Here is a 20,457-nt window from a genome sequence, read left to right as displayed (position 1 = left end):
TGATTATTCTGATTTCTGGTTTTTGCTTAATTTTGCTTAATTAAGCAAGCTGCTAAGCCATCTCGAAAGTTTCAATCCCGGCGCGCATCAAGTCGTGCGAGATGTCCAGCGCCCATGCCGCGGCGACCGCTGCCAGTACGTTTTCAGTCTGGAAGCTGTCCTTGCTGCGGGTGATCAGCGGTATGGTGGTGATGTCCGCCAGCAGCAATTCATTCTTGCCGGTAGCCAGCATGATCTGGTCGTTGCGGATGAACACCGCGCGCTTGTTCTTTTCGAGCTGCTCGGCGATGACCGGCAGAGCAGGGTTGATGCCGAAGAAAATCACTTCGCCATCGCACAGCGAGGCCATGTCGGCCACCAGCGCATCGGCGGCGTTCAGCACGGCGACACCGGTCGGCAGCACGACGTCGACCTGGGTGCGGGTGACTTTCACCATTTCCTCGGCGTCGCCGATGTAGTACTGCGGCAGGCTGTCGTTGGCGGCGATGTTGGTGACCACGCCAACCTGGCAGCGGTCGTACACCAGGCCTTCGGACAAGATGGTGTCGTGGCTGTTTTCAAAAACCGCTGCTTGCACCGCGCGGTTGATCAGCACGCGCTGGGCCGATTCCCAATTGGCGCAATCGCCTTTTTCTACCTGGCGCTGGGCGAAGTAAAGGCCGTCGCCGCATGCCAGGCCGACATGGTTGCCGCTCAGGTGCAACTGCCATGCGATCAGGCGCGAAACAGTGGTCTTGCCGTGGGTGCCGGAGACGCCGACGATCGGGATGCGGCCATTGTCGGCGGCGGCGAACAGATGTTCGATGATGGCGCGGCCGACCGGGCGCGGCCGGCCTTCCGCCGGCTTCAAATGCATCAGCAGGCCCGGACCGGCATTGACTTCGACGATGGCGCCGCGCTGTTCTTCCAGCGGCCGTGAAATATCTTCCGCCACCAGATCGACGCCGGCGATATCCAGGCCGACCACGCGCGCCGCCAGCGAGGCGGCAGCGGCGACGCTAGGGTGCACCAGGTCGGTGACGTCGATCGAGACATTGCCGTTGCGTTGAATCAGGACTTGCTTGCCGGCTGGCGGGATTGAATCGCCGTTGTAACCCTGGCGTTCCAGCTCCACGCGCACCACTGGTTCCTGGTCCAGCAGCACCAGGCTGAGCGGACATTCTTCCAGCTCGCCGCGGCGCGGATCGGAATTGATCTGGCTTTCTATCAGTTGCAGGATGGTCGAGCTGCCGTCGGCTACCACCGACAAGGGTTCGCCACGGGCAGCGGCAGCCAGGCGGCCGCCGACGATCAGCAGGCGGTGTTCGTTGCCGCGGATGAAGCGCTCGACGATCACGCTGCTGCCTTCTTCCAGCGCCAGCGTGTAGGCGGTTTCGATTTCTTCGCGGGTGTTGAGGTCGATGAAGACGCCGCGGCCATGGTTGGCGTCGGTCGGCTTGACCACCACCGGCAAGCCGATGTCTTCGGCGGCTTCCCAGGCTTCTGCCGGGCTGTCCACAACCTGGCCTTCCGGCACCGGCACGCCGCAGGCTTGCAGCAGGGTCTTGGTCAGGTCCTTGTCGCTGGAGATGCTTTCGGCGATGGCGCTGGTCTGGTCGGTTTCGGCGGTCCAGATGCGGCGCTGGCGAAAGCCGTGGCCGAGCTGCACCAGGTTGCCGTCAGTCAGGCGGAAAGAGGGGATGCGGCGTTCGTCCGCGGCTTCGACGATGCAGGCGGTGCTGGGGCCGAGGCAGCGCGAATCGACCATGGTGCGCAGCGAGGCAATCGTAGCCGGGACATCGAACGGCTGGTCTTCAATCGCGGCCATCACCAGGTCGCGCGCAGCGTGCAGGGCGGCGCGGGTGACTTCTTCGTGGCGCGCCCGTACCGCTACTTTATAGACGCCGCGCACCGAAGTGCTGCGAGCTTTGCCGAAACCACCCGGCATGCCGGCCAGGTTTTGCAGTTCCAGGGTGACGTGTTCAAGGATGTGGCCGGGCCAGGTGCCGTCTTGCAGGCGCTGTACAAAGCCGCCGCGTTCGCCGTAGCTGCAGCGGTGTTCGATCAGGGAAGGCAGCCAGCCGGTCAGGCGCTGGTTGAAGCCGGGCAGGGTATTGGAGGGGAAGTCTTCCAGTTCGCCAATGTCGATCCACGCCTCAAGGGTTGATCTATACGTCCATATATTCGGTCCGCGCAGGGACATGATACGGAGAATTTCAATGTTTTTCATGAGTCAGCAATGAGGCTATAGGCGTTGGCCAAAAGGGCTGGCCAAAATGACCATTCGTGGATCCTGGACGATTGCGCGTACCGGTTTCAACGCCCTGCAACAACTTGTAACGCGTTAAAGAGCGGTTTGGTTTACATCGGATTACTAAATAATAATGTCCAAAAAGATAGTGTTATTTAGTAACGAAGAGTAACGTTTCCGGAAAACCCGATAGGATATAATACTTGCGGCAGACGATGTGCGCCATTTTTGGACTGTTTTCAATGTGTTGACGGTGCGAGCGCGCGGTAAGCGAAGCCTGCAGCCGCTCTCGAAGAGCGTGTCAAATAATTGTCACCTTGTTCCAAGGCGTTTTCACACAAAATTCCATCCGGTCCGCTAGCCAGTATGCGCGCGGACACACCATGCCGTTTAGATGAAAAGCAACCCAATACCCCCATTATCCCGCGCTGGAAATTATTTATCCCATAATTTGCCTGCTGCATTACCTGCTACTTTGCGTGCCGAAGTGACAACTCAACTCGGGCCGACCGAGGAAATCCTCGCGTCCCTGGTCATCGATCTCAACGCCTCGCTGCATTTTGCACAAGGGCTGGTGTTGGTCACCAGCCAGCGCGTGCTGGCCAAAATGGCCGAGGACAGCAGCTGGCGCGAGTGGAGCTACCGCGCCGGGCTGAAGCTCGGCCACCACGATCACGCCGGCGTCGGCAGCCTGGAATTGCATGACGAGCAACAGCAGCTGGCAAGCTGGCGCTACACGCTCGGCCTGAATCTTGATGCGCTGCGCCTGATCAAGGTCTTCGAACAGCAGCGCGACGACCGCCTGGCCGGACATTCAGCCTTGCGTGAAGAGCAGGCTGTTTGCCCGCAATGCAATGCGCCGCTACCCGCAGACAGCGAGGAATGCCTGATTTGCCCTGAAAAGGGCGCCGCGCCCTCGTCGACCTGGGCCCTGTTCCGCCTGGCGCGCTTCGCCACGCCCTATAAAGGGATGCTGCTGCTGGGTTTCGTGCTGATGCTGATTTCCACCGCCGCCACCCTGGTGCCGCCTTACCTGATGGGGCCGCTGATGGATAATGTGCTGATTCCTTATCAGAACGGCAAACCCATCAATGTCGACCTGGTCAAGCTGTACCTGTCCGGACTGCTGGCTTCCGCGCTGGTGGCCTGGAGCCTGGGCTGGGCCCGCACTTATATCCTGGCGCTGGTGAGCGAGCGTATCGGCGCCAACCTGCGCACCACGACCTATGAACACTTGCTGCGCCTGTCGCAGGAATACTTCGGCGGCAAGCGCACCGGCGACCTGATGGCGCGCATCGGTTCGGAAAGCGACCGCATCTGCGTTTTCCTGTCGCTGCATCTGCTGGACTTCGCCATCGATGTCCTGATGATCATCATGACCGCGGTGATCCTGTTCTCGATCAATCCGTGGCTGGCGCTGGTGACTCTGGTGCCGCTGCCGTTCATCGCCTGGATGATCCACCTGGTGCGTGACAAGCTGAAACACGGCTTTGAAAAGATCGACCGCATCTGGGCCGAAGTCACCAATGTGCTGGCCGACACCATTCCCGGCATCCGGGTGGTCAAGGCCTTTGCCCAGGAAAAGCGCGAAGCCACGCGTTTCCGCGACGCCAACCAGCACAACCTGCTGGTCAACGACCGCGTCAACAAGATCTGGTCGCTGTTTTCGCCGACCGTGACCCTGCTGACCGAAATCGGCTTGCTGGTAGTCTGGGTATTCGGCATCTGGCAGGTGTCCAAGAACCAGATCACGGTCGGTGTGCTGGCCTCGTTCCTGGCCTATATCAGCCGCTTCTATACCCGTCTCGATTCGATGAGCCGGATTGTCTCGGTAACGCAAAAGGCGGCGGTCGGCGCCAAGCGTATTTTTGAAATCCTCGACCACGTCTCCAGCGTTCCCGAGCCGGCCAACCCGGTCCATCTGGAGCACGTCAAGGGCGCCATCGAGTTGCGCGACATCGGTTTCCGCTACGGCAACCGGGCCGTGATGCGCGGCGTCAGCCTGGACATCAAGCCGGGCGAGATGATCGGTCTGGTCGGCCACAGCGGTTCCGGCAAGAGCACGCTGGTGAACCTGATCTGCCGCTTCTACGATGTCTCGGAAGGCTCGATACGCCTGGATGGCGTCGATATCCGCTCGATGCCGATCTCGGAATATCGCCGCAATATCGGCCTGGTGCTGCAAGAGCCTTTCCTGTTCTTTGGCACGATCGCCGAGAACATCTGCTACGGCAAGCCGGAAGCCACGCGCGAGGAAATCGTCGCCGCTGCCCGTGCCGCCCACGCCCATGAATTCATCCTGCGCCTGCCGCAAGGCTACGATTCGCTGGTCGGCGAACGCGGCCAGGCGCTGTCGGGCGGCGAGCGCCAGCGCATCTCGATCGCGCGCGCGCTGCTGATCGATCCGCGCATCTTGATCATGGACGAAGCCACCTCGTCGGTGGATACCACCACCGAGAAAGAAATCCAGAAAGCGCTCGATAACTTGGTCCAGGGCCGCACCACGATTGCGATTGCGCACCGCCTGTCGACCCTGCGCAAGGCCGACCGCCTGGTGGTGCTGGACCGCGGCCAGATCGTCGAAGTCGGCAGCCATGACGAACTGATGCTGCGCGAAGGCGCCTACTACCGCCTGTACCAGGCGCAGCTGCGCAATCCCGAGGGCGACGGCGAGCCGCAACTGGTCGATGAAGACAGCGAAGAGAACGTATGACGACACATGATTTCAAACTGAGCCACAATGCTTTTGGCCGCCTGGTCTACACCGCCGCCAATGGCGAAGTGCACGAAGGCGTGGTGCCGGTGCGTGCTTTCCCGATAGGCGCGCCGGACGACGGCCTGTCGCTGGTCAGCGCCGATGGCCACGAACTGTCCTGGATCAGCCGTTTGTCCGACCTGCCGGACGCGACCCGCGTGATCGTCGAAAAAGAACTGGCTAGCCGCGAGTTCATGCCGGAAATCAAGCGCATCCAGAGGGTCTCCAGCTATACCGCGCCCAGTATCTGGTATGTGGAAACCAATCGCGGCGATGCTTCTTTCACGCTCAAGGGCGAGGAAGATATCCGCCGTATCGTGGCGACCAGCCTGCTGATCGCAGATAGTCATGGCGTGCAGTTCCTGATCCGCGATACGCAGGCGCTGGACAAGGCTAGCCGCAAGATTCTGGATCGGTTCTTGTAATTGCTGTCACGCGTGGGCATTAATGGCCACCCTACATGCCTTTGCAGCGGGGTAGGGTGGGCCGGCTTCTCTGCCCACGCGGTGCTTCCAAATTCCTAGAACTGTTCGTCCGCCCCCAGATACCGCCATTGCCCCTCAGGCAGATTCCCCAGCTTCACGCCGCCAATCCGCACCCGTTTCAAGCCCAGCACCTTCAAGCCGACCATGTCGCACATGCGGCGGATCTGGCGCTTCTTGCCTTCGCGCAGGGTAAAGCTCAGCTGATCTTCGTTCTGCCATTTGACGATGGCCGGCTTCAGCTTCTTGCCGTCCAGCGTCAGGCCGTGGTTGAGGCGGCGCAGTTCGGCGTCGGGCAGCTTGTCGCCTTTGGTATAGCGCACCCGCACCAGGTATTCCTTGTCGACGCTGGTTTCTTCGCCGATCAGGTGTTTGGCGATGCGGCCGTCCTGGGTCAGCACCAGCAGGCCGACCGAGTCGATGTCGAGGCGGCCGGCGGGGACCAGGCTGCGTAGCTGGGTCGGGTGGAACAGGGTGGGCGAGCGGTCTTCGCTCCAGCGGTTGGCTTCCTTGATCAGCGCCACTGCCGGCTGGTAGCCGTCTTCGGCCTGGCCGCTGACGAAGCCGACCGGCTTGTTGATCAGGATGGTGACGCGTTTCGATTGTTCGGCCGCGGCCTGGCGTTCGACGCTGATGCGCTGGCTCGGCAGCACCTTGCTGCCGAGTTCCGAGACGACGATGCCGTCGACCCGCACCCAGCCGCGCGCGATCCATTCGTCGGCCTCGCGGCGCGAGCATAGCCCGAGTTCTGACATGCGTTTGGAAAGGCGTAGTGGTTCAGTCATGGCGTGCTAAAAAAGAAAATTAAAAAATATTATCTGAATCGTAGGGTGGGCAGATTTTTCTGCCCACGCGTGACGGTTGATGAGCTTAGGATCTTAGGACTTTTGCTGTGCATAAGTCACGCGTGGGCACAGGTGCCCACCCTACGCTAAATGTGCAAAGCATCGAGCAAATCGGTCTCCAGCTGGATCTGCATGCGCGCATGGTTGAGCGCATTACCGTCCACCAGGAAGACGTCTTCGACGCGTTCGCCGAGGGTCATGATCTTGGCGGTATGCAGGTTGATCTTGTGTTTGGCCAATACGCTGGCGACCGAAAACAGCAGGCCGGTGCGGTCGTTGGCGGTGATCGACAGCAGGTAGTACTGGCCGCGGTCGTCCGGCCGCAGGTCGACCGTCGGCGTCAGCGGGAAGGTGCGCGAGAGGCGCGACAGCCGTCCGCGCGAGGCCGCCGGCAAGGCGCTGTCGGTTTGCAGCAGGGCGGTCAGCTCGTGCTCGATCAGGTTGATGATGTCGCGATAGTGCTTGGCGAACAGCGGAGCGCTGATCAGGAAGGAGTCGAGCGCGTAGCCGTGGCGCGTGGTTTGGATCTTGGCGTCCAGGATGCTGAAATTCTTGCTGTCGAAATAGCTGCAGATGCGGATGAACAGGTCGCTGCGGTCCTTGGTGTAGACCGCCACCTGCAAGCCTTCGCCGATCGGCGCCAGGCGGCATTTGACGATCGGCGCCGGGCTGTCGATCTGGTTATAGAAGGAGCGGGTTTGCCAGGCGATGTCGGAAGCGTCGTGGCGCAGAAAATAGGCGACGTCGAGCTGCTGCCACAGGGCTTCATGGGCGTCTTGCGGCAAGCCGTACAGACGGAGGGTTTTCAGCGCTTCTTCCTGGCGGTTCTTCAGCTCGCGGTCGGCCGACGGCGTTTCGCCGCCCAGCACGCGCAGAGTCATGCGGTACAGGTCTTCCAGCAGCTTGCCTTTCCAGGCGTTCCACACTTTCGGGCTGGTGCCGCGGATGTCGGCCACTGTCAGCAGATAGAGAGCTGTCAGGTGACGTTCGTCCTTGACCGTGCCGGCGAAGTGAAGGATTACATCCGGATCGGATAAATCCTGTTTTTGCGCCACTTGCGACATGGTCAGGTGGTGCTCGACCAGGAACACCACCAGCGCGGTGTCCTGCGGCGCCAGGCCATGATGCTGGCAGAAATGCAGGGCGTCGGTCATGCCCAGCTTGGAGTGGTCGCCGCCGCGGCCTTTAGCGATATCGTGGAACAGGGCTGCCACATACAGCAGCCACGGCCGTGGAAAATTGGCGATCAGCTGGCTGCAGAACGGATACTCGTGGGCGTGTTCGCTCATGGTGAAACGGCGCACGTTGCGCACCACCATCAGGATGTGCTGGTCGACCGTGTAGACGTGGAAAAGGTCGTGTTGCATCTGGCCGACGATGCGGCGGAAGTTCGGCAGATAGCGGCCCAGGATGCTGGTCTGGTTCATGCCGCGCAGCGCATGCGTGATCCCTTGCGGCGCCTGGATGATCTGGATGAACAGCGAACGGTTGACCGGGTCGCGGCGGAAGGCGTTGTCGATCTTGACGCGCGCATGCCACAGGGCGCGCCGGGTGCGCGCGGTCATGTCGCGCAGTTCGCTGTGCTGGGCCAGCAGCAGGAACAGTTCCAGCATGGCCGACGGCGTGGTCTTGAACAGGTCGTCGTGGGCGATGTCGATCAGGCGGTTCAGGTGGTTGAAGCGATCGTTGATACGCTGCGGCACCATCGGCTGCGGGAACAGCTGCACTTCGATGTTCTGCAGCAGGATGGTGTTGAGCTGGGTCACTGCCTTCGCAGCCCAATAATAACGCTGCATCAGGTATTCGCTGGCGCGCCGCGTTTCGGTGGTCTGGAAGCCGAGCGCTTCGGCGATCGGCGTCTGCACGTCGAACACCAGGCGGTCTTCGCGCCGGTTGGTGTAGATGTGCAGGCGGATGCGGATATCCTTGAAGGCGCGCTCCTGGCGCGACAGCTGGCGTGCTTCCGCCGCCGTGATCAGGCCGTGCTTGGCCAGCTTCGGCCAGGACTCGCCGAGCCCGGCGGCTTTGGCCACCCACAGGATCACTTGCAGGTCGCGCAGGCCGCCCGGGCTTTCCTTGCAGTTCGGCTCCAGGCTGTAGGGCGTGTCTTCATATTTGACGTGGCGCTGGCGCATTTCCAGGATTTTTTCCTGGAAAAAGGCGCAAGGGTCCATCGCCGCGTTGCAGCGTTCCTGCAACTGGTGGAACAAAGCGTGGTTACCGGTCACCAGGCGCGCTTCCAGCAGACTGGTTTGCACTGTGATATCGGCGGCTGATTCGCTCAGGCATTCGTCGACGGTGCGGATGCTGTGGCCGATCTCCAGGCCGATGTCCCAGAACAGCTGGACCAGCTGTTCCAGTCGCGGTTTCAGTTCGGCGTCGGGGGCCGCGCCGAGCAGGATCAGCACGTCGACGTCGGAGTGCGGGAACAGTTCGCCGCGGCCGTAGCCGCCGACCGCCACCAGCGCTGCCGATGCCGGCATGCCGAGCATTTTCCAGGCCTGGGTGAGGGCGAGGTCGACGCTGCGCCGCAGCGCCGTCAGCAGTTCGCCGGGTTTGCCCTCTACCAGGAAGGCAGAGATGATGACTTGCCGCTCGGTTCTAAGCTGTTGTTTCAGGGTCGCGGCAAGTGTTGTCATGTACGGCGTTCGGTGCTTGGTATAGAAATATGATTAGGCGGCGGCAGCTTGCTGGACGAATGCCGGCGGCGGCGGCGTGCCCGCCGAGACGGTCAGCACTTCGTAGCCGGTTTCGGTCACCAGCACGGTGTGTTCCCATTGCGCGGAGAGGCTGCGATCCTTGGTCTTGATAGTCCAGCCGTCGCCCATTTCGCGGATGTCGCGGCGGCCGGCGTTGATCATCGGCTCGACCGTGAAGATCATGCCGGCTTCCAGCCGTTCCAGCGTGCCGGGACGGCCATAATGCAAGACTTGCGGCTCTTCGTGGAATACCTTGCCGATGCCGTGGCCGCAGAATTCGCGCACCACGCTGTAGCCGGCTTTCTCGGCGTGCTGCTGGATGACGTGGCCGATATCGCCCAGATGCGCGCCGGGTTTGATCTTGGCGATCCCCAGCCACATGCATTCATAGGTGATGTCGCCCAGGCGCTTGGCCATGATCGACGGCTCGCCGACATAGAACATGCGGCTGGTGTCGCCGTGGTAGCCGTGCTTGATGATGGTGATGTCCAGATTCACCACATCGCCGTTTTTCAGAACCTTGTCGCCCGGGATGCCATGGCAGATGACATCGTTGACCGAGGTGCAGATGGCTTTCGGATACGGGGTATAGCCGGGCGGGCAGTAGTTGAGCGGGGCCGGGATCGAATCTTGTACGTTTGTCATGAATTCGTGGCACAAGCGATCCAGCTCGCCGGTGGTCACGCCGGCTTTGACAAACGGCGTGATGTAGTCGAGCACTTCAGAGGCAAGCTTGCCGGCGATGCGCATGCCGGCGATGTCCTCGGCGGTTTTGATGGAAATAGTGGTCATAGGTAAGGAATAATTCTGAGAAATAAGGGCAAATCCGCGCTTAAATGGACAGTAAGTGGACAATAAGTGCGCAATAAGCGCACAAAACAGCCGTAAAAGCAGGCATAAACGGCCGGGATTCATTCAGGTAACGATTATAGACGAGCATCACAAGATGCGCTGAAAGATATGCCTGCCGGGACTTGAAGAAGTCCTGGGTTTTGGGTTACAATCTTGGGTTAGCTCGAATTGCTATCGGGCTATACCGACGTTGTTGTCGTTAATTTGTATGTTTAAAAACGCGAATCCGCTCGAAAAGGGTGCTGTTTCCGCCGTAGGCAAAACAGTGACTGAGCAGATTCCAGACCCAACCCTGGAGAAAATTATGTCCGTAACAATGCGTGAAATGCTGGAAGCCGGTGTCCACTTCGGTCACCAAACTCGTTTCTGGAACCCAAAGATGGCGCCGTTCATCTTCGGTCACCGCAACAAGATTCACATCGTCAACCTGGAAAAAACCCTGGGCATGTACCAAGAGGCGATGAAGTACATCCGCCAATTGTCGTCCAACCGCGGCAACATCCTGTTTGTCGGCACCAAGCGCCAAGCGCGCGAAATCGTTGCTGCTGAAGCAGCACGTTCGGGTTCGCCTTTCGTCGACCAACGCTGGTTGGGCGGCATGCTGACCAACTTCAAGACCATCAAGACATCGATCAAGCGCCTGAAAGAAATGGAAGCTTCGATTGAAGACGGTTCGGTTGAGAAGCTGAGCAAAAAAGAAGGCCTGATGTTCCAACGTGAGCTTATCAAGCTGCAAAAAGCTATCGGCGGCATCAAGGACATGGGCGGCATTCCTGACGCAATTTTCGTGATCGACGTCGGCTACCACAAGGGCGCCATCACTGAAGCCGCTAAACTGGGTATTCCAGTTATCGGCGTGGTTGACACCAACCACTCGCCAGACGGCGTGACTTATGTCATTCCTGGCAACGACGACTCGTCCAAGGCAATCGCTTTGTACGCTCGCGGTGTTGCCGATGCCATCCTGGAAGGCCGCGCCAATGCAGTGAACGACGTAGTTGAAGCCATCAAGGGCGCAGCTGGCGACGAATTCGTTGAAGTTAACGACCAGGCGTAAGCCCTGCATCTGAGGATTCATACTCAGAAGAAAAAGGGGGCGTGGTTGCCCCTTTTTTTGTATCACTTGCTGGTGTTGCATTTGCGTTACACCAGGGTTACACCGAATTTATATCTGAATATTTTGAACGATGGCGCGCCGGTTGTTGGCCGCACTGCATGGCAGTAGCGGATCGCCGGTACAGCGTCAACTGAGCTAGGAGAATAGTATGGCGGCAATTACAGCAGCACTGGTAGGCGAACTGCGCGCAAAGACTGATGCGCCAATGATGGAATGCAAGAAGGCGCTGACCGAAGCTGGCGGCGACATGGACAAGGCAGAAGAAATCCTGCGCGTCAAACTGGGTGGCAAGGCTTCCAAGGCTGCTTCCCGCGTGACAGCTGAAGGCGTTGTAGCAGCCTACATCGCCGGCGGCGTTGGCGCCCTGGTGGAAGTCAACTGCGAAACCGACTTCGTCACCAAGAACGACGACTTCCTGGCCTTGGCGAATGCCTGCGCCAAGCTGGTTGCAGAAAAAAATCCTGCTGACGTCGCTGCCTTGTCGGCCCTGCCTCTCGACGGCAGCACCGTTGAAGAGACCCGCGCTGCCCTGATCGGCCGTATCGGCGAAAACATGTCGATCCGCCGTTTCACGCGTTTCGACACTGCCGCCAAGCTGGTTTCCTACCTGCACGGCACACGCATCGGCGTGATGGTCGAATTCGACGGCGCTGACGAACAAGTCGGTAAAGACGTGGCCATGCACATCGCTGCGATGAAGCCTGTTTCGCTGTCGTCCGAGCAAGTACCTGCCGACCTGATCGAAAAAGAGCGTTCGGTAGCAACCCTGAAGGCGGCCGAATCCGGCAAGCCTGCAGATATCGCTGCCAAGATGATCGAAGGTTCGGTGCAGAAATTCCTGAAGGAAGTTTCCCTGCTGAACCAGACTTTCGTCAAGAACGACAAGCAGACGGTTGAACAGATGCTGAAGGCGACCAACACCAGTGTTAAAGCGTTCACCATGTTTGTGGTCGGTGAAGGCATCGAGAAGAAACAAGATGACTTCGCTGCAGAAGTTGCAGCGACAGTTGCTGCGGCCAAGCAGGCGTAAGCAAGAATACGGGCCGAAAGGCCCGTTTTTTTGGCTCTGCGGAATTTTCTTCCCAAGCCACGGACTAAGGAATGCCTTGCCGGATCGCTGCACCTAAAAGGGTGGAGCGAAAACGCAGGAGCCGGCTCCGATTATCCAAAAAAGAGCCTGATAGTAGATTTTGCTGCAGTTTGGCCTGACAATGGCGCTGCAGTGCTTCAGCTAGGCGTGAACAACACACATATCAATCGGAAAGCCACAAGGGGCCCAGACCATGACAAAACCAGCTTACAAGCGTGTTCTCCTGAAACTCTCCGGTGAAGCCCTCATGGGCGATGACGCCTACGGTATCAACCGTGCGACGATTGAGCGCATGGTGGCCGACGTCGCCGAAGTCGCCAAACTGGGCGTCGAACTGGCGATCGTCATCGGCGGCGGCAATATTTTCCGCGGCGTCGCACCTGGCGCCCAGGGCATGGACCGCGCCACTGCAGACTACATGGGCATGCTGGCGACGGTGATGAATTCCCTGGCGCTGGCGGATGCAATGCGCCAGATCGGCCTCACCGCACGCGTCATGTCGGCCATCAGCATCGAACAGGTAGTAGAGCCATACGTGCGCCCTAAGGCGCTGCAATATCTGGAAGAAGACAAGGTTGTCATTTTTGCAGCAGGCACCGGCAATCCGTTTTTCACCACCGACACTGCAGCGGCCTTGCGCGGTTCGGAAATCGGCGCCGAGATCGTCTTGAAGGCGACCAAGGTCGACGGCGTCTATAGCGCCGACCCAAACAAGGATCCGACCGCGACCCGTTATTCGCACATCACCTTTGACGAAGCGATCACCAAGCACCTGCAAGTCATGGACGCCACCGCCTTTGCGCTGTGCCGCGACCAGAAGCTGCCGATCAAGGTGTTTTCGATCATCAAGCCGGGCGCGCTGAAGCGCGTCATCCTGGGCGAAGATGAAGGCACCCTGGTACACGTATAAATTATCTATTCGATTTGTCGATTTGTAATTAATAATTGCGCGCATTTGTTGCGCTATTCCGCGCAATTGCGTTACATGAATAAGATTTGGCCAACTTAGTTAATATTAATCAATACAATTTGTTTTCGTAGAGGAGAGCAGCATGAGCATTGCTGACGTTAAAAAGAATACTGATCAAAGAATGCAAAAGTCGCTGGAGACTTTGCGGGCCGACCTGGCCAAGGTACGTACCGGTCGCGCCCACACCGGCATCCTTGACCACATCACGGTCGACTATTACGGCAGCCCGGCCAATCTGAGCCAGGTCGCCAATGTCACCCTGATCGATGCGCGCACCATCGGTGTGCAGCCGTTTGAAAAGAAGATGCTCGCAGTGGTCGAAAAGGCCATCCGCGAATCCGATCTCGGCCTGAACCCGTCGACCCAGGGCGAACTGGTGCGGGTGCCGACGCCGGCGCTGACGGAAGAGCGCCGCAAGGAAATGGTCAAGCTGGTCAAGGGCGAAGCGGAAGATGCTAAGATTGCAATTCGCAATATCCGCCGCGACGCCAACGAAGGCTTGAAGAAGCTGGTCAAGGACAAGGAATGTTCGGAAGACGACGAGCGCCGTGCGCAAGACGAAATCCAGAAGCTGACTGACAAGTTCGTGACTGAAATTGACAAGCAAGTGGTCGATAAAGAAAAAGAGATCCTGACCGTTTAAGCAGAGATCCGACAGCACTGACTGCGTAGGGTGGGCACTTTGTGTCCATCCTGCGCTTTATTTCTTACTCATTATTTATGGCCCACACAAGTTCCACGCAAACGCTGCCTGCCAGCCCGACGGTGCCACGGCACGTCGCCATCATCATGGACGGCAACGGCCGCTGGGCCACCAGCCGCTTCCTGCCGCGCGTCGCCGGCCACGGCAAGGGCGTCGAAGCAGTGCGTGCAGCAGTAGAAGCCTGTGCCGCGCGTGGCGTTGAATACCTGACCCTGTTTGCCTTCAGTTCCGAGAACTGGCGCCGCCCGGCCGATGAAGTGTCGCTGCTGATGCGCTTGTTCATGGTGGCGCTGGAGCGCGAGGTGGGCAAGATGCACGCCAACGGCATCCGCCTGAAAGTGGTGGGCGACCTCAGCCGTTTCGACGACAAACTGCAGCAGATGATCGACAACGCCGAGCGCAAGACCGCCGGCAATACCGCCATGACGGTCACCGTCTGCGCCAACTACGGCGGCCGCTGGGATGTCATGCAGGCGGTGCAAAAGATGCTGGCTGCCCGTGCCGCCAGCGGCGTTTCGGCGCTGGCCGGGGCAGATACGTTTTCCGAGGATGAGCTGGCGCAGTACCTGGCGATGGCCTACGCGCCCGAGCCGGACCTGTTCATCCGTACCGGCGGCGAGCAGCGCATTTCCAATTTCCTGCTGTGGCAACTGGCCTACAGCGAGCTTTACTTTACCGATACTTACTGGCCGGATTTCGGCGCCGACGAGCTGGACAAGGCAATTGCCTCCTATCAGCAGCGCGAACGGCGTTTTGGGCGCACCAGCGCGCAACTGGTCGAACAGGCTACCTGATGCTAAGAACACGTGTCATCACGGCGTTATTGTTGTTGGCGGTGCTGCTGCCAATCTTGTATTTCAATTATTACCCTGCATTTGCCTTGGTCTCGACGCTCTTTTTCGGCGCCGCGATCTGGGAAAGCGCTCGCATATTCGGCGCCTCGGCCAAGGCCGCGCTGGCCTGGGGGCTGGCGGCGCTGCTCCTGTTCGGCGCTGTGCTGTACGCTGGCGCCGGTCCCGATATCCGCTTGCTGTTTACGCTGTGTGTGGCAATCTGGTGCTTTCGTTTCGTGCCGGCCCTGGGGTTCGGCCTGCCGCCCTTGGCCAGCCTGGCTAACCGGCTGATTGCGGCGACTTACGCCATCGCCATATTTGGCTGTTTCCTCGCCATTGTCGTATTGTTCCATCATTCGCCGCTGTACCTGCTGTCGGTGCTGGTGATTGTCTGGGCGGCTGACATCGGCGCTTATTTTTCCGGCAAGGCTTTCGGCAAGCATAAGCTGGCGCCGTCCATCTCCCCCGGCAAGTCCTGGGAAGGCGCCGTCGGCGGCTGGATCCTGGTGCTGCTCATGGCACTCGGTTTCAGCTTCACGCCGGCGCTGGCGGACACCTTCCCGATGCGGCTGCTGGCGACCTGGGGCTGGGCCGGACTGCTGGCAGCGATGACCGTACTGGTGGCCGCCAGCGTTGCCGGCGACTTGTTCGAATCCATGCTCAAGCGCCGTGCCGGCATCAAGGACAGCAGCAATCTGCTGCCCGGCCATGGCGGCGTGCTGGATCGCGTCGATGCACTGATTCCGGTGCTGCCGCTGGCAGCCTTGTTGAGTTTCTGGTTCTAGGTTTTATGCAAAATATTACTATCCTCGGCTCCACTGGTTCGATCGGCATGTCCACCCTGGATGTGCTGGCGCGCCATCCCGAGCGTTATTCGGTGTATGCCCTGACCGCTCATAGCAGGGTCGAGCAACTGGCGGAACAATGCCTGAAATTCAAGCCGCAGGTGGCAGTGGTTGGCAGCGCCGAGGCAGCTCAGCAGCTAAGTCGCTTGCTGCAGGCACAGGCTCCCCAGATCGAAGTGCTGCACGGCGCCGCGGCTTTATGCCAGGTCGCCAGCGCTTCCGCATGCGATGCCGTGATGGCCGCGATTGTCGGCGCCGCCGGCCTGGAATCGACCTTGGCTGCCGCCAAGGCCGGCAAGAAAATCCTGCTGGCGAACAAGGAAGCCCTGGTCATGTCGGGCCAGCTGTTCATCGATGCCATCAAGCAGAGCGGCGCGGTGCTGCTGCCGATCGACAGCGAGCACAACGCGATTTTCCAGTGCCTGCCGCACAACTACGCCCGTTCGCCGGCCGCGCTTGGGGTTGAAAAGATCCTGCTGACGGCATCCGGCGGCCCGTTCCTGACGCGGCCGCTGGACACCATGGATACAGTGACGCCGGCGCAAGCCATCGCCCATCCGAAGTGGGTCATGGGCCGCAAGATTTCGGTCGATTCCGCCACCATGATGAACAAGGGCCTGGAAGTGATCGAGGCCCATTGGCTGTTCGGCGCCGCCGCCAGCCAGATCGAAGTCGTGATCCACCCGCAAAGCGTGATCCATTCTATGGTGTCGTATATCGACGGTTCGGTGCTGGCGCAGCTGGGCAATCCGGACATGCGCACGCCCATCGCCCATGCGCTGGCCTATCCGGAGCGGATTGCCTCCGGCGTCGGCGCGCTCGACCTGACCGTGATCGGGCAGCTGCAGTTCAGCCGGCCCGACCTGCAACGTTTTCCCTGCCTGAAACTCGCGTATGATGCATTGATGGTCGGCGGTTCGGCTGCAACTATATTGAACGCCGCGAATGAAGTCGCGGTCCAAGCTTTCCTGGATGAAAAAATCGGATTCGGCATGATTGCTCAATTAATCGCTCGCACCATGGACAGCCTGCCGCTGTGCGCGGTAACCGATATCGAGATGCTGCTTGAGCAAGACCGTCTGGCGCGCCAGACCGTCAATGCCCTGATATCCTGACCGAATTTACCGCACTTACCGCACACACACACATACACGGCAATGGCCTTTCTGCAAACAATCCTCGCATTTGTCGTCGCCCTTGGCTCGCTGGTCATCATCCACGAGCTCGGCCACTATTGGGTCGCGCGCATGTGCAGCGTCAAAGTGCTGCGCTTTTCGGTGGGCATGGGCAAGATTGTCTGGTCGCGCCGCTTCGGCCCTGATCAGACGGAATGGGCGATTTCGATCCTGCCATTAGGCGGTTACGTCAAAATGCTGGATGCCCGCGAACAAGATGTATCCGGCATTTCTGCGCAGGACATGAAGCGCGAATTCACCGGCCAGTCGGTATGGCGGCGCATCGCGATTGTCGCCGCCGGTCCGCTGGCGAATTTCATTCTTGCCATTTTGCTATTTGCCGGCCTCTACACCTATGGTGAGATGGAGCCGACGCCGCGGGTGCGGGCGGTGCCGGAGCAAACCGCGGCCTACCAGGCCGGCTTGCGCGGCGCTGAGCTGATTACCGCCGTCAACGGCGAGCCGGTCCAGACCTGGAACGAATTGCGCTGGAAAGTGATGCAGGCAGTGGTCGACAAGACGCCGGTCAAGCTTGATGTCCGGCGTTCGAACCCGGGGCCAGCCGGCGGCAATTTGTTGGATACGGTTAATTTGCCGACTACTGGTTTGGCGACCAAAGACCTGGAAGGCGATTATCTCGGCAAACTGGGTATCAAGCTGGAGCTCGGCAAGCCTATCCTGGACCAGGTTGATGCGGACGGACCTGCCATGAAAGCTGGTTTACAAGCAGGCGATCAGATCACGGCGATCAATGGCGTGCCAACGCCTGATGGCGAAGCTTTCATTGCCAAGGTGAGCGTCTCGCCGGGCAAGCCTTTAACCCTGACTGGCTTGCGAAATGGCAATCCTTTTACCGTGGACGTTACGCCGGAGGCGCAAACCTCCAAAGACGGGACGATTGGCCGGATCAAGGTTAAATTGTCGTCCACGATGCCGGAGATGGTGCTGTCCAGCAGCCCACCGCTGCAAGCACTTGTCAAAGGGGCAAAACGGACCTGGGACAGCAGTGTCCTGACCCTGAAAATGCTGGGTAAAATGATTGTCGGCGAGGTTTCCTGGAAGAATATCACCGGTCCGATCACGATTGCCGACTATGCCGGCCAGACCGCGCGCATCGGTGCATTCAGCTATTTGAGCTTTATTGCCTTTATCAGCATCAGCCTGGGCGTCATGAATTTGCTCCCCATTCCGGTTCTAGATGGTGGTCTTTTGCTGTATTATTCGCTGGAAGTTTTGACCGGACGCCCCATTCCTGAACGGGTTGGTGCAATTGCACAGCGGGCAGGCATCGGCATTTTGATGACGTTGATGATGGTCGCCATGTTTAACGACATCGTTCGGCTCCTATTTTAAACTCCTTTAAGTTCGGCTCTCTTGTCTGACAATCGTGGCGGACAAGGACATTGATAAAAAACGATCGCTAATGAAATTACATTCCGAGCACTTCCCTTTGTCGATTCTTCCCCGTCGTTTGATTGCTGCCGCTGCCTTCGCCCTGTGTTCGGGCCAGGCCATGGCGGTGCAGCCGTTTGTGGTCAAGGATATCCGCATCGAAGGTATCCAGCGCACGGAGGCCGGTACCGTATTTAGCTACCTGCCGGTGCGCGTCGGCGAGCAGTTCACCGACGATAAAGGTACCGCGGCGATCAAGGCCCTGTATGCAACCGGCTTCTTCAAGGATGTGCGGATTGAATCCGAAGGCGACGTGCTGGTGGTCATGGTGGAAGAGCGGCCGTCGATCGCCGCTGTCGACTTCTCCGGCATCAAGGAATTCGACAAGGATCAGCTGACCAAGGCGCTGAAGGAAATCGGCGTCGGCGAATCGCGTATTTTCGACAAGGCCCAGGTCGATCGCGCCGAGCAGGAATTGAAGAAACAATACCTGTCGCGCGGTTTGTACGGCATGAAAGTGACGACCACCGTCACGCCTATCGAACGCAATCGCGTCAACGTCACGTTTGCAGTAGACGAAGGCGAAGTGTCGCGCATCAAGGAAATCCGTTTCGTCGGCAACAAGGCGTTCTCCGACGGCGACCTGCGCGACCAGATCAAGCTGCGTTCGCCGGGCTGGTTTACCTGGTACACCAAGGCCGACCAGTACGCCAAGGAAAAACTGTCGGGCGATATCGAAACCCTGCGTTCCTACTACCTGAACCGCGGTTATATCGAGATGCAGGTTGAATCGACCCAGGTGTCGATCACGCCGGACAAGAAGGATATCTACATCACCATCAACATCAACGAAGGTGAGAAGTACAAGGTTTCCGACATCAAGATGGAAGGCGAGATGTTCGGCCGTGAAGATGAGCTCAAGTCCTTGCTGGAATTGAAAAAAGGCGATGTGTTCAACGGCGAAAAACTCAACAACAGCACCAAGAAGATGTCCGAGCGCCTGGGTAACTTCGGTTACGCCTTCGCCAACGTCAACGCCAATCCGGACCTGAACCGCGAAACCAAGGAAGTAGCATTCACCATCCTGGTCGATCCGGGCAAGCGCGTATATGTGCGCCATATCAACGTCGCCGGCAACACCAAGACGCGCGATGAAGTGGTGCGCCGTGAGTTCCGCCAGTTTGAAGACTCCTGGTACGACGGCTCCAAGATCAAGCTGTCGCGCGACCGCGTCGACCGCCTCGGCTACTTCAAGGACGTCGGCATCGAAACACCGGAAGTGCCGAACACCTCCGACCAGGTCGATATCAACATGGCGGTCACCGAGAAGCCTACCGGCAACATCCAGGTCGGCGCCGGTTTCTCGCAAACCGACAAACTGAGTCTGTCCGGTTCGATCCAGCAGCAGAATGCTTTCGGCAGCGGCAATACCATCGGCCTCGATGTGAACACCAGCAGCTATTCGCGGGTGATTGCGCTGTCCCAGACCAATCCTTACTTTACCGATGACGGTATCAGCCGCACCTACAACGTCTATCTGCGTACCGTGCGGCCGTCGCCATACACCACGGGTGACTATCGCGTCCGCACCATCGGTAGCGATATCAAGTTCGGTGTGCCGTTCTCGGAACTGGATACCGTGTTCTTCGGCGTCGGTATTGAAAACACCAATGTCCAGGCCGACTCTTCCAGCCCGCTGCTGTACCAGCAATATGTCAGCGACTTCGGCAACGGTGTTATGGTGCCGAGCGGTCTGACCCTGCCTAACGGCCAGAGCTATAACGTATTGCAAAATCCAGCTGCCGCTACCACTAACAGCTTCCCGCTGACCGCTGCCTGGCAGCGCGACAGCCGCGACAGCGCACTGGTGCCGACCAAGGGGCGCTACCAGCGCGCCACGCTTGAAGTGTCGGCAGTCGGTACCCTGCGCTACTACCGCGCAAGTTACCAGCACCAGTACTTCCAGCCATTCTGGGGCAATGCGGCTACGCTGGCCCTGAACGGCGAGATCGACTACGGCCGCGGCATCGGCGGCAAGCCGTATCCGGTGTTCAAGAACTACTATGCCGGCGGTATCGGCACCGTGCGCGGTTACGAAGGTTCGACGCTGGGCGTCGGCACCAACGTCGACCAGTACGGCGATTCGATGGGTGGCGCTTCGCGTGTGTTCGGCAACATGGAATTGCAATTCCCGTTCCCAGGTTCCGGCAGCGACCGTACCTTACGCTGGTTTACCTTCCTCGACGGCGGCCAGGTCTATGCCGACAAGGCGCCGATGCAGTTGAGCGAGTTGCGGTATTCTACCGGTCTCGGTTTGAGCTGGGTTTCGCCTATCGGTCCGTTGAAGATCAGCTACGGCAAGCCATTGAATGCCAAGCCGACCGACAAGACGCAGTCCTTCCAGTTCCAGCTGGGCACAGGCTTCTAAACCCGCCGGGCGTGCAGATTCTGGCAAGAGTGGCATAATGC

At 59.3% G+C, this 20,457-nt stretch carries 15 protein-coding genes; 11 read left to right on the top strand and 4 right to left on the bottom strand.

Translation table 11 applies throughout. The features are described 5' to 3' along the window. Positions 1-52 precede the first annotated feature (52 nt). Positions 53-2,209 (bottom strand): cyanophycin synthetase, encoded by a 2,157-nt coding sequence (locus tag CPter91_RS17090; RefSeq protein WP_061942289.1) that lies wholly within the window; start codon positions 2,207-2,209, stop codon positions 53-55. A 415-nt stretch (positions 2,210-2,624) separates the two neighbouring features. Here CPter91_RS17090 and CPter91_RS17085 point away from each other — a divergent pair, with 415 nt between their 5' ends. Continuing rightward, on the top strand, positions 2,625-4,943 hold the full coding sequence (locus CPter91_RS17085) for a cyanophycin metabolism-associated ABC transporter (RefSeq protein ID WP_061942287.1): 2,319 nt from the start codon (positions 2,625-2,627) through the stop codon (positions 4,941-4,943). Beyond that, positions 4,940-5,410 carry a cyanophycin metabolism-associated DUF1854 family protein gene (locus tag CPter91_RS17080; protein ID WP_061942285.1) on the top strand — a complete coding sequence of 157 codons (471 nt, stop codon included), beginning with the start codon at positions 4,940-4,942 and terminating at the stop codon, positions 5,408-5,410. Before CPter91_RS17085 ends, CPter91_RS17080 begins: the two co-directional genes overlap by 4 nt. Positions 5,411-5,505: 95 nt before the next feature. On the opposite strand, the gene CPter91_RS17075 is transcribed toward CPter91_RS17080, so the two are convergent. From CPter91_RS17075 to map, 3 genes are all read right to left on the bottom strand, one after another. Further along, positions 5,506-6,252, bottom strand: coding sequence for a pseudouridine synthase (locus CPter91_RS17075; protein WP_061942283.1), 747 nt, complete (start codon positions 6,250-6,252; stop codon positions 5,506-5,508). 146 nt (positions 6,253-6,398) lie between these two features. Then, positions 6,399-8,951, bottom strand: a complete 2,553-nt coding sequence (locus CPter91_RS17070) for a [protein-PII] uridylyltransferase (protein WP_061942281.1) — start codon at positions 8,949-8,951, stop codon at positions 6,399-6,401. A gap of 33 nt (positions 8,952-8,984) precedes the next feature. Beyond that, positions 8,985-9,803, bottom strand: a complete 819-nt coding sequence (gene map, locus CPter91_RS17065) for a type I methionyl aminopeptidase (protein ID WP_061942280.1) — start codon at positions 9,801-9,803, stop codon at positions 8,985-8,987. A gap of 364 nt (positions 9,804-10,167) precedes the next feature. Between map and rpsB the strand changes: the two genes are divergently transcribed. The 9 genes from rpsB (at position 10,168) to bamA (ending at position 20,416) form a co-directional block, all read left to right on the top strand. After that, positions 10,168-10,920, top strand: a complete 753-nt coding sequence (rpsB, locus tag CPter91_RS17060) for a 30S ribosomal protein S2 (protein ID WP_014005317.1) — start codon at positions 10,168-10,170, stop codon at positions 10,918-10,920. A gap of 208 nt (positions 10,921-11,128) precedes the next feature. Next, positions 11,129-12,010, top strand: a complete 882-nt coding sequence (gene tsf, locus CPter91_RS17055; RefSeq protein ID WP_061942278.1) for a translation elongation factor Ts — start codon at positions 11,129-11,131, stop codon at positions 12,008-12,010. Positions 12,011-12,263: 253 nt separating this feature from the next. After that, positions 12,264-12,980: a UMP kinase gene (pyrH, locus tag CPter91_RS17050; RefSeq protein ID WP_038491057.1), complete on the top strand. Its 717-nt coding sequence runs from the start codon at positions 12,264-12,266 to the stop codon at positions 12,978-12,980. Positions 12,981-13,122: 142 nt separating this feature from the next. Then, a complete protein-coding gene (gene frr, locus CPter91_RS17045; RefSeq protein ID WP_061942277.1) occupies positions 13,123-13,683 on the top strand; it encodes a ribosome recycling factor in 561 nt (186 codons plus the stop codon). Positions 13,684-13,760: 77 nt separating this feature from the next. Then, the gene (gene uppS, locus CPter91_RS17040) at positions 13,761-14,537 is read left to right on the top strand and encodes a polyprenyl diphosphate synthase (protein ID WP_061942275.1); all 777 of its coding nucleotides are present in this window, start codon (positions 13,761-13,763) and stop codon (positions 14,535-14,537) included. Then, positions 14,537-15,361 (top strand): phosphatidate cytidylyltransferase, encoded by an 825-nt coding sequence (locus tag CPter91_RS17035; protein ID WP_061942274.1) that lies wholly within the window; start codon positions 14,537-14,539, stop codon positions 15,359-15,361. The genes uppS and CPter91_RS17035 overlap by 1 nt, the downstream gene beginning before the upstream one ends. Before the next feature lie 5 nt (positions 15,362-15,366). Further along, the gene (gene ispC / locus CPter91_RS17030) at positions 15,367-16,536 is read left to right on the top strand and encodes a 1-deoxy-D-xylulose-5-phosphate reductoisomerase (RefSeq protein ID WP_061942272.1); all 1,170 of its coding nucleotides are present in this window, start codon (positions 15,367-15,369) and stop codon (positions 16,534-16,536) included. 42 nt (positions 16,537-16,578) lie between these two features. After that, positions 16,579-17,949 (top strand): RIP metalloprotease RseP, encoded by a 1,371-nt coding sequence (gene rseP / locus CPter91_RS17025; RefSeq protein ID WP_061942271.1) that lies wholly within the window; start codon positions 16,579-16,581, stop codon positions 17,947-17,949. Between the two features lie 70 nt (positions 17,950-18,019). Further along, on the top strand, positions 18,020-20,416 hold the full coding sequence (gene bamA, locus CPter91_RS17020) for an outer membrane protein assembly factor BamA (protein ID WP_061942269.1): 2,397 nt from the start codon (positions 18,020-18,022) through the stop codon (positions 20,414-20,416). The last annotated feature ends 41 nt before the right edge of the window (positions 20,417-20,457 follow it).

The sequence above is a fragment of the Collimonas pratensis genome (assembly GCF_001584185.1).
GTDB classification, from domain to species: Bacteria; Pseudomonadota; Gammaproteobacteria; order Burkholderiales; family Burkholderiaceae_D; genus Collimonas; species Collimonas pratensis.
This window is presented reverse-complemented; position numbering and strand designations above follow the sequence as displayed.

Coding starts and splice junctions, on each gene's coding strand:
- CPter91_RS17090 (WP_061942289.1), bottom strand. CDS start 2,209: ATGAAAAACATTGAAATTCTCCGTATCATGTCCCTGCGCGGACCGAAT.
- CPter91_RS17085 (WP_061942287.1), top strand. CDS start 2,625: ATGAAAAGCAACCCAATACCCCCATTATCCCGCGCTGGAAATTATTTA.
- CPter91_RS17080 (WP_061942285.1), top strand. CDS start 4,940: ATGACGACACATGATTTCAAACTGAGCCACAATGCTTTTGGCCGCCTG.
- CPter91_RS17075 (WP_061942283.1), bottom strand. CDS start 6,252: ATGACTGAACCACTACGCCTTTCCAAACGCATGTCAGAACTCGGGCTA.
- CPter91_RS17070 (WP_061942281.1), bottom strand. CDS start 8,951: ATGACAACACTTGCCGCGACCCTGAAACAACAGCTTAGAACCGAGCGG.
- map (WP_061942280.1), bottom strand. CDS start 9,803: ATGACCACTATTTCCATCAAAACCGCCGAGGACATCGCCGGCATGCGC.
- rpsB (WP_014005317.1), top strand. CDS start 10,168: ATGTCCGTAACAATGCGTGAAATGCTGGAAGCCGGTGTCCACTTCGGT.
- tsf (WP_061942278.1), top strand. CDS start 11,129: ATGGCGGCAATTACAGCAGCACTGGTAGGCGAACTGCGCGCAAAGACT.
- pyrH (WP_038491057.1), top strand. CDS start 12,264: ATGACAAAACCAGCTTACAAGCGTGTTCTCCTGAAACTCTCCGGTGAA.
- frr (WP_061942277.1), top strand. CDS start 13,123: ATGAGCATTGCTGACGTTAAAAAGAATACTGATCAAAGAATGCAAAAG.
- uppS (WP_061942275.1), top strand. CDS start 13,761: ATGGCCCACACAAGTTCCACGCAAACGCTGCCTGCCAGCCCGACGGTG.
- CPter91_RS17035 (WP_061942274.1), top strand. CDS start 14,537: ATGCTAAGAACACGTGTCATCACGGCGTTATTGTTGTTGGCGGTGCTG.
- ispC (WP_061942272.1), top strand. CDS start 15,367: ATGCAAAATATTACTATCCTCGGCTCCACTGGTTCGATCGGCATGTCC.
- rseP (WP_061942271.1), top strand. CDS start 16,579: ATGGCCTTTCTGCAAACAATCCTCGCATTTGTCGTCGCCCTTGGCTCG.
- bamA (WP_061942269.1), top strand. CDS start 18,020: ATGAAATTACATTCCGAGCACTTCCCTTTGTCGATTCTTCCCCGTCGT.